Annotated in this window: 11 protein-coding genes; 5 read left to right on the top strand and 6 right to left on the bottom strand. The window is 60.6% G+C overall.

The genetic code is table 11. The features are described from left to right. Entirely contained in the window at positions 1-1,161 is a 1,161-nt protein-coding gene (locus tag OO258_RS25420; protein WP_266034153.1) for a quaternary amine ABC transporter ATP-binding protein, read from the bottom strand. Positions 1,162-1,585: 424 nt separating this feature from the next. Here OO258_RS25420 and OO258_RS25415 point away from each other — a divergent pair, with 424 nt between their 5' ends. Then, complete coding sequence (locus OO258_RS25415) at positions 1,586-2,587, top strand: LysR family transcriptional regulator (RefSeq protein ID WP_266034150.1); 1,002 nt, start codon at positions 1,586-1,588, stop codon at positions 2,585-2,587. Here OO258_RS25415 and OO258_RS25410 read toward each other — a convergent pair. After that, positions 2,555-3,316 carry a hypothetical protein gene (locus tag OO258_RS25410; RefSeq protein ID WP_266034148.1) on the bottom strand — a complete coding sequence of 254 codons (762 nt, stop codon included), beginning with the start codon at positions 3,314-3,316 and terminating at the stop codon, positions 2,555-2,557. The two genes, OO258_RS25415 and OO258_RS25410, sit on opposite strands and share 33 nt — an antisense overlap. Positions 3,317-3,640: 324 nt before the next feature. On the opposite strand from OO258_RS25410, the gene OO258_RS25405 reads away from it, so the two are divergent. The 3 genes from OO258_RS25405 (at position 3,641) to OO258_RS25395 (ending at position 6,790) form a co-directional block, all read left to right on the top strand. Next, on the top strand, positions 3,641-4,246 hold the full coding sequence (locus OO258_RS25405) for a hypothetical protein (protein ID WP_266034145.1): 606 nt from the start codon (positions 3,641-3,643) through the stop codon (positions 4,244-4,246). Positions 4,247-4,266: 20 nt separating this feature from the next. Then, positions 4,267-5,022: a hypothetical protein gene (locus tag OO258_RS25400; protein WP_266034140.1), complete on the top strand. Its 756-nt coding sequence runs from the start codon at positions 4,267-4,269 to the stop codon at positions 5,020-5,022. 382 nt (positions 5,023-5,404) lie between these two features. Beyond that, complete coding sequence (locus tag OO258_RS25395; RefSeq protein ID WP_266034138.1) at positions 5,405-6,790, top strand: hypothetical protein; 1,386 nt, start codon at positions 5,405-5,407, stop codon at positions 6,788-6,790. Positions 6,791-6,864: 74 nt separating this feature from the next. Here OO258_RS25395 and hisN read toward each other — a convergent pair whose 3' ends face one another. Continuing rightward, a complete protein-coding gene (gene hisN, locus OO258_RS25390) occupies positions 6,865-7,656 on the bottom strand; it encodes a histidinol-phosphatase (RefSeq protein WP_266034135.1) in 792 nt (263 codons plus the stop codon). Between the two features lie 223 nt (positions 7,657-7,879). On the opposite strand from hisN, the gene OO258_RS25385 reads away from it, so the two are divergent. Beyond that, positions 7,880-8,512 (top strand): helix-turn-helix transcriptional regulator, encoded by a 633-nt coding sequence (locus OO258_RS25385; RefSeq protein WP_110745451.1) that lies wholly within the window; start codon positions 7,880-7,882, stop codon positions 8,510-8,512. Positions 8,513-8,641: 129 nt separating this feature from the next. Here OO258_RS25385 and OO258_RS25380 read toward each other — a convergent pair whose 3' ends face one another. The 3 genes from OO258_RS25380 to OO258_RS25370 form a co-directional block, all read right to left on the bottom strand. Further along, positions 8,642-10,633 carry a MacB family efflux pump subunit gene (locus OO258_RS25380; protein WP_266034242.1) on the bottom strand — a complete coding sequence of 664 codons (1,992 nt, stop codon included), beginning with the start codon at positions 10,631-10,633 and terminating at the stop codon, positions 8,642-8,644. 8 nt (positions 10,634-10,641) lie between these two features. Further along, positions 10,642-11,799, bottom strand: a complete 1,158-nt coding sequence (gene macA / locus OO258_RS25375; RefSeq protein WP_266034128.1) for a macrolide transporter subunit MacA — start codon at positions 11,797-11,799, stop codon at positions 10,642-10,644. Between the two features lie 54 nt (positions 11,800-11,853). Continuing rightward, on the bottom strand, positions 11,854-14,195 hold a 2,342-nt coding region (locus OO258_RS25370), incomplete at its 5' end, for a non-ribosomal peptide synthetase (RefSeq protein ID WP_266034125.1).

Here is a 14,195-nt window from a genome sequence, read left to right as displayed (position 1 = left end):
TTAATTGCGGCTCAGGGTCTGCAGCAGCTCGTTCTTCGACAGCGTGCCTTTGAAGGCGCCCTGGCGGTCGAGTACCGGTACCGGATACGGCAGGTCGGCTGCAATGCCCAGCACCTCGTGCAGCGGTGTGTCGATGTACACCGGGCGCTGCTCATGCAGGCTGTAGCGGTCACTGGCCGTGGCGCCGTTGGCGTCGGTGTCGACCACGCCCAGCAACTGCCCTCGGTCGTCGACCAGGTAGCCGAACGGGACACCGGCCTGGAAGCTCGGGGCCTTGCCGTTGACCTTGCACACCACCGCCGGGTCGAACCGGGCCACATCCCCGGCCTTGAGCACGCGCGAGCTGTCGAAGCTCTTGAAAAAGGTGCGCACGTAATCGTTGGCCGGCTGGTTGATCAGTTCTTGCGGTGTACCGATCTGCACCACGCGACCACCTTCCATGATCGCAATGCGGTGGCCGATGCGAATGGCTTCCTCGATGTCGTGGGAAATGAAGATGATGGTGCGCTGCTGCTCGGCCTGCAGGCGAATCAGCTCACCTTGCATTTCGCTGCGGATCAGTGGGTCGAGCGCAGAAAACGCCTCGTCCATCAGCAGAATCGCCGGGTCGTTGGCCAGCGCCCGGGCCAGGCCCACGCGCTGCTGCATGCCACCTGAGAGCTGGTGCGGATAGCTGTGCTCGTGGCCCGCCAGGCTAACCTGGCTCAAGGCTTCACTGGCACGGCGGTGGCGTTCGCCTTCCGGTACGCCGGCAATTTCCAGGCCGAACGCGGTGTTTTCCAGCACGCTCATGTGCGGCATCAAGGCAAAGGACTGGAACACCATCCCCATTTCCTTGCGGCGCACATCGAGCAGGGCCTTGTCACAGAGCCCGGTAATTTCCTTGCCGTTGAGGTGGATGCTGCCGGAGGTAGGTTCGATCAGGCGGTTGAACAGCCGCACCATGGTCGACTTGCCCGAGCCGGACAGCCCCATGATGACGAAGATCTCGCCACGTTTGACGGAAAAGCTTGCATCGAACACGCCGACGACGTGGCCGGTCTTGCTGAAGATTTCGTTCTTGTCGGCGCCCTTGCGGAGCATCTCCATGGCCATGTTCGGGTTGGGACCGAACACCTTGAAGATATTGTTTACCGAAAGAATCTCATCGGCATGGCTCATACGACCCTCTTTATTATGCTTATTAACCAATCTATCAACATCGCACTTTCAATAAGGCGGGTAGCGATCAGTGCGAGTACGCTTGGCAGTCCGTTCAAATTCGAACGTGAGTCATAACCGGCACGCAGAATGTCCTGCTTCGAAAAATTGTTCGACATCGATGTCTCGGTGTCGCGCCGTGTGATTAACGTTAGGGCCTGATACAAAGCGGGTCCAACGACATTTGCAGCACGCAAACCATTACCTGAAGTTATCAATCGCAGGGCAAGCCCCGCCGCAGAGCGCTTGGAAACAGTCGAATCCAGCAGCAGCCTTGTGCTGGGAAGATGCCCGCTCATACACTGCGCTAGCGGGGCCTGGACGGGGCCTTGCGCAGCACAAGGCTGCTCCCATCAGGTATCACCAAGGACCTGCACCCAACGCCATGGTCAGACACTCCGAACCCGATCAGACGCTGATCAAGATGCCCTCGCTGCGCGCGGTCAAAGTCTTCGTCGCTGCCGCCAAGTACCAGAACTTCACCCGTGCAGCCGAAGCCTTGTGTGTGACCCAAGCCGCCGTAAGCCGGCAGATCCGTGAGCTGGAAACCTACCTGGGTGCAGAGTTGTTCACCCGGGTGGGGCGCGCGGTAGAGTTGACTGTCGCCGGGTCGATCTTCTTCGATGCGGTGCAGTTATCGTTCGTCAACATTTCCCAGGCGGCCGAGCGCATCCGCAGCAACACCAACACCAAGCAGGTGGTCACCCTGTGCTGTTCACCGGCCTTTGCCGCGCTGTGGATGGGGCCACGCATGCCAAGGTTCTTCGACGAGAACCCGGACATCGACATCAACCTGGTGACCACCCAGAACTTCCTGTCGATGGAGCCGGGGGTTCGCCCTGATATCTACATCACCAAGCTGGGCAAAGTGCAGGCAGGCTACAGCTCGCACCCGCTCAACCATGACGTGATCTACCCGGTGTGCACGCCGCACTACCTGGCGCAGCACCCGGAGATACGCACCCTGCAGGGGCTGCGCGACGCCACGTTGCTCAACCTGAGCCCCTATGGCCGTTCGCAGGTGGCCGAGCATGTGGACTGGAACGTGTGGCTGGCCTTCCATGACGTCGACCTGAAAAGCCGCGCCAACACCGCACCGCATTTTTTCAATGCCAACGACTACAACCTGCTGGTGCAACTGGCGCTGGGCAACCAGGGCGTGGCACTGGGCTGGCACCACCTGGTGGCGCCGCTGGTGGCGCAGGGGCTGCTGGTAAGGCCGGTGGCAGAAGAACTGGTGCTCAAGGACACCTTCCACTTCCTGGCCTTCAATGAAGACAAGGAACATGAGTCCAGCTGCCAAAGGTTGCGCGACTGGTTGCTGGACGAGTTTCGCCCCATGCTGGAGGCAATGTCACTGCACGGGCAGGAAATTCATCAGCAGTAGGCTCTGGGCATAGTTGAGCCCGATCCGCCGATACCGCTCATCCAGCAACTCGGCCAGCAAATCCAGGCGCGCCACGATCTTGCCGAACTCCACGGCAAAGCTCAGGTTGCTGCCCTCCTCCGAAATTTCATTGGAGAACAACAGCAATACGCCATTGGCATCCTGCCGTTGGCTCAGCATCCAGGTGGCCTTCTCGATATTGCGCGCCGCGTTGTTGATGAACAACGGGTCGATCGTGTCGGTCATGTAGAACTCGCTACGCCCCCCGTGCGCGGTAATCAGCATGCTGCCGATCGCGTAGATGAATGCGCCCACGCGGTCACCCCGGAACTCCGGGCTCAGGGCGTAGCTCAAGGCAGCCAGGTCGCGGCGGTTGCCCAGTTGCGGCAGCGGCTGACGTTGCTCGATGGCGATACGGATCTGCCGCTCGGCCGTGGCGGCGTCGACGTACCCGGACAGCTTCCACTGGTTGGGGTTACGCAGGTAAAGCTTGTTCATCAGCAGGTACAGGCTTTGCAGGTTGTCGCGCATCGACAGCGTGGCCAGGCGGTCGACACTGGTCTGGAACAGTTCGCTGGGCTTGCCGTTGCCGAGCTGGTTGACCATGTCACGCCCCTGCTGCTGCGTGCAGGCGCACAGGCATGCGAGGGCACTTGTCAGTAGCAGGCGGGGAAAGAAATTGGAGTCGGTTAAAGCCATCGGCACAGGTTCGAAATTCGGCGGCCACATTGGAGATAAATAGGGCCTGGCCAAGCATAGAGCCCGGAAAATGGAAAAAGTGCACTGCGGTGGGATCAATGAACCTGACGTTGATAGCAAGTCCCGGTTTCAGTGTTGATGCAGCCAGGGGTACACCACGACGGCTTTTCCTCCCTGCGGCGCGGTCCAGCACCAACGACGCGTGAATGACTGTTGCACTGACCTTAACCGGCCGATTTGGCGATAGACCGGCTTCAGCAGCCCCGGCAGGTCACTCCCGTTACCTGGTAAATCTGACAGTACTCCAGCCTGCCCGAATGCGTTGATACTCTGCGCTCAAACGGAGGAAACCCCATGAGCACACGTATTTATAAAGCGGGTGAACTGGATCTCGAGTTCGGCGATGAGGGTTACGCCAAGCTACCGGAACCACCCAACGCCCTCCATACGCCCTCGTCCTACGCCTGGACAATTGACTCAGCGGGCCGAATGGTCTGGACCGCTGCTACCGCCATTGATAACAAGCTCTTCTACTATTGGACAACGCTGGATGCAAAGGGTGTTTGGCAACCCAAGCCCGGATTCGTCGAAATCGAAGACTCCCCCATAGATCCCGCGCTTTCCAATGAACGAAAAATTTATTTCGTCACGCCCGCGACAGCAGAAGGGAATTCGACCTTCATCACCTGCTCCCAATGTAATATATTGGAAAATGGCGACCTGCTCTATCACGCCGCTATTGGGCACTTTCAAAACAACTTCACCCCGCTTGACGGCTTCGGCACAAAAGGCATGATAGTGGTTCGACCTGACGGCCATCCCACGTCGATAACTGCGCCCAGCACTGCCATTGAACATCGCCGTTCGGAAGCACACTGTCTCAGCGATGCCAGTACTCCAGAGCAGCTGCAACGAGAAGACAGAGATCGCGCAATGGCGCCAGCCACCCGAGCGTTTTGATCGGCAACACGATCAAAACCTTGTACGCTTCTTCGTTCGATTCGCAACCGAACCAGACAGTCTGGCTTGCTTTGCATGATGCACAGACAGGCGTGCCAGTCGCCGGGCTCGGGCCGGATGGAAGTCGGAGCCAATGGCAGATTAAAAATTTTTTTGACAGTGATAGCGTATTCGTACCTGAGGGATGCCATTTCTTCGAGGACGGCGGATTCGCCCTGGTAGGCACTGAAGCGGGCGAAAGTATTGTCGCCAGATACAAAAGCAATGGGCAACTGGATCTCGATTTCAACAAAGTCGGGTTCATAAGGCTGAGTGCCCACACCATACAGCTTGGCGCGAATGAAGACAGAATCGTTATCGCGGTGAGCACACCTTTGCTATACGAACCCGTGAAGCTGTTGCTCAAGGTCTATGATAAGCACACAGGGGCGCCGGATACGACCTTCAACGAAACCGGGACGCTAAGTATAGAAATTGATCTCGGCATGACGATAAAAGGTATTGGTACAAAAAGCGTTATCATTGGGCAAACCGGTGACATCTACATCGCCGGAAACCTGTTTTACTATGACGGCCCTTCAATGTCGGATCGTGGCATCATTCACAGAGTCACCCGCGACGGAAAACTGGACGTCAGCTTCGCGTCGGAAGGCCGCTACGTATTTCCCGATAAAGTGACTAAATTAGAAGAGGCGCAGTTACGGCCCGACGGCCTCCAGTTCGTTGCACAACTGGATGAAAATGCCGGTTACTGCGCCATGAAACTGATGATCTGATCGTCATTGAAGCAAGGAACAAGCCATTGCATGACACGCAGTGGCTTGTCGCAGTCAGCGGTCATGTCATCCCACACCCGCCACTTAAATCTAAAGCAAGAATTATATACATTACCCCGCGGTTCACCTTAGGCGCTATACAAAAAGCCTTGATACTTGTTCATGCTGCGTTGAAAACAGCCTCGGAATGCTCATGTACTCCAGTACAGTCGGGCGCGACCCCGGCCGTTCCTCGGCTGTTTTCGCCTTGCCTGACCTGCGTCTTAAGACTTTTCGTACACAGCCTAGCACACCGGACAGCGAGCACCACCTGACAAATTTGATAGTACCCAGGCCTGCCAGAATGAGTTGATACTTTGCTGCAATTCTCGGAGGAAACATCATGAGCGAGCTTGGTAATAAAGCGGGAACGTTGGATCTGAAGTTTGGCGACCAGGGCTATGCCGCTCTACCTAAACCTGAGAACGCCCAAGCCTTCCCAGCTTCCTATTCCTGGAACATTGACGCCGCGGGCCGAATGATATGGATCGCCGAAACCGTCGTTGATAACGATATCTATACCTACTGGACATCACTGGATGCCCAGGGCAAACCCGAATCCGTCTTCGTCGAAATTGAAAATTCCTCTATAGACCCTGAGCTTAGAGGTGAAAGAGAAATCCGTTTCATCACGCGTGCAAAAATCGACGACAGTTTGAGGTTCATCACCCACTCTCAATGTCTCACCCAAAAAAATAACGACTTGTCATACCACGCCGTCGTTGGCCACTTTCAAAGCAATTACCTCCCCCTTGAAGGCTTCGGCACGAAGGGCATGATACGGGTCCAACCCGAGGAGTGGTCCTCCACGCCAGCTGCATCCAGCGGGCTCTCTGAATACCACCGTTCAGAAACAGACGCTTCGAAAATAACAAGCCATTCAAACCCACTGCAACAGGCAGAAGTCAAGGAGGCCACCGTTTCGGGAGCAGCTTCCCGTAGTGTATTATTCGGCAAGACGATCAAAACCTTGTACGCTTCTTCGATCTATTTGCAACCGAACAGTCAGAAGTTCTGGCTTGCCTTGCATGATGCTCAGACCGGTGAGCCAGTTGCCGGTCTCGGCCCGAATGAAGACCAGAGCCAGTGGCAGATTAAAGATTTTAGGGGCGGTGATGCCCCATTCCGACCTACGGACGCCCATTTCTTCGAGGACGGCGGGTTTGCCCTGACAGGCATGGAGGAGACCGAGAGCTTTGTAGCCAGGTACAAGAGTAATGGGCAACTGGATCTGGATTTCAACAAAATCGGGTACCTGAATTTTGGTAGCCACAACATTCAGCTTGGCGCGGATGAGCACAGAATCGTTGTCGCGCTGGGCAGCATTCTATCGAGCGATTCCGTGAAGCTGTTGGTCAAGGTCTGCGACAAGCACACAGGGGAGCCGGATACTGCGTTCAACGGGACCGGCACCCTGAGTATCGACCTTGGTCTAGATGCGAAGATCAGGGCGTTCAATGCAGGAACGGTCATCATCGGCCCAACCGGTGCCATCTACATTGCCGGAAACCTGTACATGCTCGACGGCGACTCGATTTCCCACAGAGGCATCATTTACAGAATTACCCACGACGGTAAACCGGACGTAAGCTTCGGGACGGGAGGGCGCTATCTGGTGCCCGATGAGGTGACGAGAATATCCGCTGCGCAGTTAGGGCCCAACGGCCTCCGATTCGTTGCATTGCGCAGTGACGACAGCGGTTATTGCGCAATGCAACTCTTGATCTGAGCCCCGCTAAAGCCAGTGACAAGCCATTGCATGCACGCAGTGGCTCGTCACATGCAGCGGTCATGCCAGCGCTTTCATTTTGCCTGGCGCAGCATCTCCAGCACCTGCGCATGCAGCGCAGGGTCACCACAGGCCACCACGCACCCGCCATCCTGCGCCGAACTGCCATCCCACGCCGTGATCACGCCACCCGCCCCTTCGATGATCGGCATCAGTGCCTGTACGTCATACGGCTGAAGGCTCGCTTCGACAATCACGTCGACAAAACCCGAGGCCAGCATGCAGTAGGCATAGCAGTCACCGCCGTACCGCATCAATCGCGCCTTGCCGGCGACTGCTTCGAATGCCGCCTTGCGCTCGGCGGTGTCGAACATGTCCGGCGTGGTGCACATCAGCGTGGCCGACGCCAGGTCGGCGCAGGCACGGGTCTGCAGCGGTGTGCCGCTGCGCCAGGCGCCTTCCGGGGTGCCGACGAAACGTTCGCCGGTGAACGGCTGGTTCATCACCCCCACCACCGGCTGCGTGCCGTCGTTCAGCGCGATCAACGTGCCCCATAGTGGCAAGCCAGTAATGAAGGCGCGGGTGCCATCGATCGGGTCCAGCACCCAGGTCAACGGGCTGCTGCCCACGGCAACGCCGGCCTCTTCGCCAAGAATGCCATGCTCGGGGTAACGTGCCTGGATCAGCTCACGCATGGCGTCTTCGGCCGCCTTGTCGGCCACGGTCACCGGGTCGTACAGGCGCCCGCCCTTGTCCTCGACAGCCAGGCTGGCACGAAAGTACGGCTTGATCGCCACAGCGGCAGCATCGGCCAATTGCTCGGCGAATACGCGAAATTCGCCGATCTGTTCAGCGCTCAGGGACATGGGACGGGCCTCGTGACAATGGTGGGGAGCCGCATGATACCCGACAACCCGCGCAGTGCCAGCCGGGCACGCATAGATGCCATTATTCTGCCATTATTCCTGCTTCATTTAAGCGTCACTCATTCGTTGTACTAGGATACCAACCACTTCCCTTCGCACGCCCTGGATGCGGGCCGGCAATACCGCGGCGGGATAACCCTCATTGGCCTTCATGGATGACACGATGAATTCGAACCTGCTCTACCCGCAAATTGGCAAAGTCATTGCCAGCACCGGCAGCCGCCAGTTCCCGCGGATGCTGCACGACCTGATCCAGGCCCACTTGTCCATCGACGCCACGCAGATCCGCCAGTTGCCACTGTTGCCCTGCGATTCGACGCTGATCGACGAGACGGTGTTTTCCTCGGACGAACAGCCGGATGGCGATTTCAACGACCCCTCACGGCTGCACCGCATCTCCCGTAAAGGCAACGCCCGCCTGGAAATCCAGGTGATCCGCGCCGACTCCACCTATGGCTTCTCGGCCTTCGAGCGCAGCCGCCTGGACGCGATTTCGCCGTTGCTGCTGCCGATGCTGGAAAAGCACGTCGATGCGTTGCAGCCCACTCCTGAACGGCACACCAAGGAAAGCCTGGAGCAGCGCTTTGTCGACCGGCTGGCGCAGTCAGGGCTGACGCTTTCCGAACGCGAGCGCCAGGTGTGCCTGGGTCTGCTGGCCGGGCATACTGCGCCGGAACAGGGCGATCGGCTGGGGCTCAAGGTCAATACCGTGGAAAGCTACCTGCGCCGGGCAGCCATCAAACTAGGGATCAGCGGTCGGCATTCGTTGATGCGCTGGATGTATGCCGAGGCCTGAATAGCGTAACCAGTGCCGACCTTCTTCGCACCGGTTGAGCACCCTTGCTGACCCGGCACGGTCCCCTGCAGGGGCAGCCTTGCGCTGCGCCTGCACGTCGCGGGTCTGTCTCGGGCGCACGGGGCTGTGTCAGTCCCTCGCCAGCGCCTCGATCGGGTCCAGCCGCGCCGCATTCCTGGCCGGCACGAACCCGAACACCACGCCGATCAACGTCGAGCAGGCAAATGCCATCACGATCGAGGCAGGTGAGAACACCATTTCCCACTGTTTGACGAACAACTCGAACAGATACCCCACCCCATACGACAGGCCTATCCCCACCAGCCCGCCAAACAGGCAGACCATCACTGCTTCGACCAGGAACTGCTGCCGAATGTCCGACTGCCGGGCCCCTACCGCCATGCGAATACCGATCTCGCGGGTACGCTCGGTGACCGACACCAACATGATGTTCATCACGCCGATGCCGCCGACCACCAGCGAAATCACCGCAATCAGCGACAACAGCAACGTCAGGGAGCGGCTGGTCTTCTGCACGGTCTGCATGATGCTGTCGAGGTTGTTGGTGAAGAAGTCCTTGGTACCGTGCCGTTGCAGCATCACCCGCGTCACCTCCTCCTCCACCCGCTTGCTGGGGACGCCGTCCTTGATGCGCACGCTGATGCTGTCAAGGTGGCGCTGCCCCAGGACACGCCCCGCCGCCGTTTCGTAAGGCACCCAGATGTTCAGCTGGTTGCTGGCCACGAACAGGTTCTTGTTCTCGGCCGTGACGCCGATCACCGTACACGGCAGGTTGCCGACCAGAATCACCTGCCCGAGCGGGTCGATGTTCGCGCCGAACAGGCGCTTGCGCGTGTTGTGGTCGATCACCACCACCTGGGCCTGGCGCCGGGCATCGTCGGCGCTGAACACGATACCTGCCGCCAACGGGATGTTCCGCACCTGGAAGTAGTGTTCGCTGACGCCATTGAGCTGCACGTCCACATCCAGGTTGCGGTAACGCACCAATGTGCTTTGGCCAATCACCGGGGTCGCGCTGTCCACGTAGTACAGTTCATTCAGGGCAGCGACATCGGCGGGCACCAGGGTTTCGATGGTCTTGGCCCGGCTGTCACCGAAGTTGCTGCCCGAATAGATATCGATGGTATTGCTGCCGATCGCCTGGATGTCCTTGAGTACGTAACCCTTGGCGCCTTCGCCGATGGCCGAAATGGACACCACCGAGGTGATACCGATGATGATCCCCAGCATGGTCAGCAAGGTACGCATGCGGTGCGAGATCAGCGCGATCCAGGCCATCTTGAACGCTTCGCGGAACATCCCCAGGCTCACCAGCAGGCGCCGCGGCCCCTGCGCCACGGGCTCCGGTTCGGGCTTGGGCACAGGCACTGCAGCACTGCGCCGATCACTGACGATCTGCCCGTCACTGACTTCGATGATGCGCTCGGCATGGGCCGCTACCTTCGGATCGTGAGTCACCAGGATCACCGTGTGCCCGGCTGCGTGCAGCTCCAGCAGGATGTTCATCACCTCTTTGCCGCTGGCCGTGTCCAGCGCGCCGGTCGGTTCGTCGGCAAGAATCACCTGGCCACCGTTCATCAGCGCCCGGCAGATACTCACCCGCTGTTGCTGGCCACCCGACAGCTGGCTGGGGCGGTGCGCCAGGTGGCTGGCCAGGCCCAGGCGGGACAGCAGTTCCCGCGCCCGTGCATGGCGCTGGCCCTGCGGCGTGCCGGCATACACCGCCGGTATCTCGACGTTGTGCAGGGCGTCCAGGTGCGGCAGCAAGTGGTAGCGCTGGAAGATGAAGCCGAAGTGGTCACGGCGCAGTGCCGCCAGTGCGTCATCGTCCAGCGCGCGGGTTTCCTGCCCACCCACCTGATAGCTGCCGCTGCTGGCGTTGTCCAGGCAGCCAAGGATGTTCATCAAGGTCGATTTGCCAGACCCAGAGGCACCGATGATCGCCACCAGTTCGCCGCTGTGAATCTGCAAGTCGATGCCCTTGAGCGCCAGGAACTCGCGGTCGCCGGCCTGGAAGCTGCGCGTTACACCGCGCAAATGCAACAAGGGTTCGGCGTTGCTGCAGGCAACCGCCATGCCGGCGCACGGCTGGACATTCATGTTCATGCTCACGCCCCTGTTTCGCCAGACACCGGCTCGCCGATCACCACCCTTTCGCCTTCGGCCAGGCCGTCCTTGATCTGCACCTTCACGTTGTTGTTGATGCCCGCCTGCACGTTGCGTACCTGGGCAAAGCCCTTCGCATCCAGCACCCGCACCGGGAAGCTGCCATCACCGTTGCGCGCGCCCAACGCCGCCACCGGCACGGTGAGCACGGCCTGGGCGGTATCGAGCACGATATGCACCTGAGCGGTCATCGAAATGCGCAGTCGGTGATCCGGGTTCGGTACCTCGAACAGGGCGTTGTAGAACACCGCTCCGCTGGCCTTGCTGGTACCGCCCTCGCTCTTGTCACTGCTTTGCGCGTAGTTCTGCGGCGCAGGCTCGGTGCCGCGCAGCCTCGCGTAGTAGCGTTTGTCTTCGCCGAGGATGGTGAAGTACACCTCCTGGCCAGGGCTGATGTGAATCACATCGGCCTCCGACACCTGCGCCTTGACCGTCATGGTGTCGAGGTCGGCCAGCTTGAGCAGCACCGGGGCCAACTGGTTGGCGATCACGGTCTGCCCTTCCTGGGTGACGATGCCCACCACATGGCCGGTGATTGGCGCGTTGATACGGGTGTAGCCCAGGTTGACCCTGGCGGTGTCAATTTCGACCCGGGCGCTCTGGATCTGCGCATCCAGCGAGCGCACGGCAGCTTGCTGCACTTCGTACTCGGACTCGGCGTTCTCGAAATCCTGGCGCGACACCGATTCGTCGGCTTGCAACTCGCGGTAACGCTCGTACACACGCCGGGCCTGCTTCAGCTGGGCCATCGTCGAACGCCGCTCGGCCTGCAGTTTGTCTTCATCGACCTCGGCCTGGCGCAGGGTGTTGCGCAGTACCAGCGGGTCGATCTCGGCCAACCACTGGCCCGCGCTGACCTTGTCCCCCAGCTTCACCTTCAGCGACTTCAGCTGCCCCGAGACCTGGGCCCCGACATCCACCTGCTTGATACCTTCGAGCATGCCACTGGCCAGCACCGCATTCTCGATGTCGCCCCGCTCGACCGTAGCGGTGATGTATTGCGGCGGCCTGGCCGGGGCCTGGATGGCGTACAGGCTGATGCCGACGACCAGGGCCACGGCAACGCCTAGGCTGTATTTGCGGAATCTGGATTTGTCCATGAACACTCACTTTCCAAAAAATTCACTCGACCAAGGGGCAATCACCGCCAATGGTCATGGGGTAACCTTGCCGTGCTGCAATGCCTGCCCGTCATGCCACCAGGCCGCCAGGCTGAACACATCCGGCACCTTGAGAATGCTGAAGTGATCCCCCGGGCCCTGCCACAGCGCCAGGCGTGGCATGAGCTGCTGCCAGCCCTCCTGCATGCCCGCGTGCTCGCGGGCGTTACCCAGTGCATCCAGGCGCGGGTCATCCACCAGCACCAACCCCACCGGGCCGCTGTAGGCCAGCTGCGGCCGGTAGACCGTTCGCAGTGCGGTCGCGAAGGTACGCACCGTGCCGTCCAGAACACCTGGGGTGGAGCGCGCAGGCAGCAGCCCACTGCCCACCATGGCTGCATGCAACTGCTGCAACTGCTGGTCATCCGTGGCCTGGGCAAAAGCGGCCGGATCGATCCCAAAGGCCTTGCCCGTGGCCAGTTGCAAGGCATCGATCAACCGCTGCAAGGCCTCTCCGAACGTGTAGGGCTGGCCACAGGTGCCGCCTGCGCCCGGTGCCTCGCTGTCGACCAGCGTCAACGAGCGTACCTGCCGGCCCTTGGCCTCGAGCCTGGCTGCGATGGCGTGCGCCACCCAGCCACCGAACGAGTGCCCCAGCAAACTGAGCGGGCCTTGCGGGTACAAGGCTTCGATGGCCTGCACATGGCAGTCGGCAGCAGCTTCGACCGTACTGTGCGGCACGCCAGCACCGTCCAGGCCCCGAGCTTGCAACCCGTAGAGCGGCCATTCCGGCCCCAGTGCCTCGGCCAGGCCAATGAAACTGGTCACGCTGTCACCGGCCCCGGGCACGCAGAACAGCGGCGTGTGCCCCGCCTGGCCGGTCTGGATGGCTACAGGCGATGAATAACCCGTATGGGGCCCCGCGCTGCAGGTGGCGAGGGCCTCGGTCAGCGCCTGCGCAACCGCCGTCACGTGGGGTGCCTCCATCAAGCTGCGGTGGTCACCGGGTACGGCAATGACCGACAATGGCTGCGTCGGCAGAGCCTCGCGCCAGCCCAGGCTCGGCAGGCTGTCACTGCCCTGCTCGGCCCGGAACAAGTGCACCGGCATGCTCAGGGGCGACAGGCGGTAATGGGCCAACGCATGCCCGTGAGCCAGCTCACGGCTGAAGTAATGCAGCAGTTGCGCATCACTCATGCTCGCCCACAACCCGTAGAGAAGCCCGTGCTCGCGGCAGCTGGCCAGCAACCCGGCAAAATCGGCCTGCGCTGACTCCAGGCGTTGCAGTTGCGCCCGTTTTTCCGCGGCTGCCGGGCCCTGGGTGCGCCAGAAGGTCCTGCAGTTCAGCAACAGTTGCCGCTCCAGTGCATGTGTTCCCGACCAGCGCGCCTTGCCTTGGTCAGCCAGGCGCGGCACATGCGTGTCGATCAGGCCAACGAACTCGACCGTTTCCTCCGCCCCCAGCAACTGGTTGGCCATTTCAAACGCCACGACCCCGCCAAACGACCAGCCGGCCAAGCGGTACGGGCCATGGGGTTGCACCTTGCGCATCTGTGCAATCTGGTAACGGGCCAGGCATTCCATGGTGCGCGGTTGGGCCTGGCCGGCAGGCACCCCAGGCAAACCGTAGATGGCGAAATCGCCACCCAGCTGTTGGCCCAGTACCGGGAAGTAGAAGTCCAGCCCGGTGAACTCGTGAAGCAGGAACAGCGGGGTTTGCGTCCCGCCCTCGCGTACCGTGATGGCGCCCTCGCCTTGGCCTGCGTGATCGCACAGCCGGGCTGCCAGCGACGCCACGCTGGGCTGCTGGAACACGTCGTTGAGCGCAGCCCGCAGGCCCGCCTTGTTGAGCCTGTCGACCAGGCGAATGGCCGCCAGGGAATGGCCGCCGAGCTCGAAGAAATTGTCGTGGCGGCCCACCTGTGGCACCTCCAGCAGTTCACCCAGGATCGCTGCCAGCAGGTTTTCGGTTTCGCCTTGCGGGGCTTCGAATGGGCGGTCATGCAGCACGCCGGGCTCTGGCAGCGCCTTGCGGTCGAGTTTGCCGTTAGGGCTCAGCGGCAACGTCTGTAGATGCACGAAAACCGCCGGAACCATGAACGCCGGCAAGCGGCTGAGCAGCGCCGCACGCAACGCCTCCAACGGCTGCTGCTGGCCGGTGTAGTAAGCGAGCAGTTGTTGCTCGCGTGCGACTACGACCGCCTCCTTCACCCCTTCGATGCAGGTGAGACTGGCCTGGATTTCACCCAGCTCGATGCGCAGACCGTGAAGCTTGACCTGGTCATCGTTGCGGCCGAGGTATTCGAGGTTGCCGTCTGGCCGGTGGCGGGCCAGGTCGCCGGTACGGTACAGGCGCCCGCCAGGCACGAACGGGTCATCGATGAAGCGCTCAGCGG

The sequence above is a fragment of the Pseudomonas sp. DCB_BI genome (assembly GCF_026240995.1).
Lineage (GTDB): Bacteria > Pseudomonadota > Gammaproteobacteria > Pseudomonadales > Pseudomonadaceae > Aquipseudomonas.
Note: the sequence above shows the minus strand (reverse complement) of the source record. Positions and strands in the feature narration are given on the sequence as shown.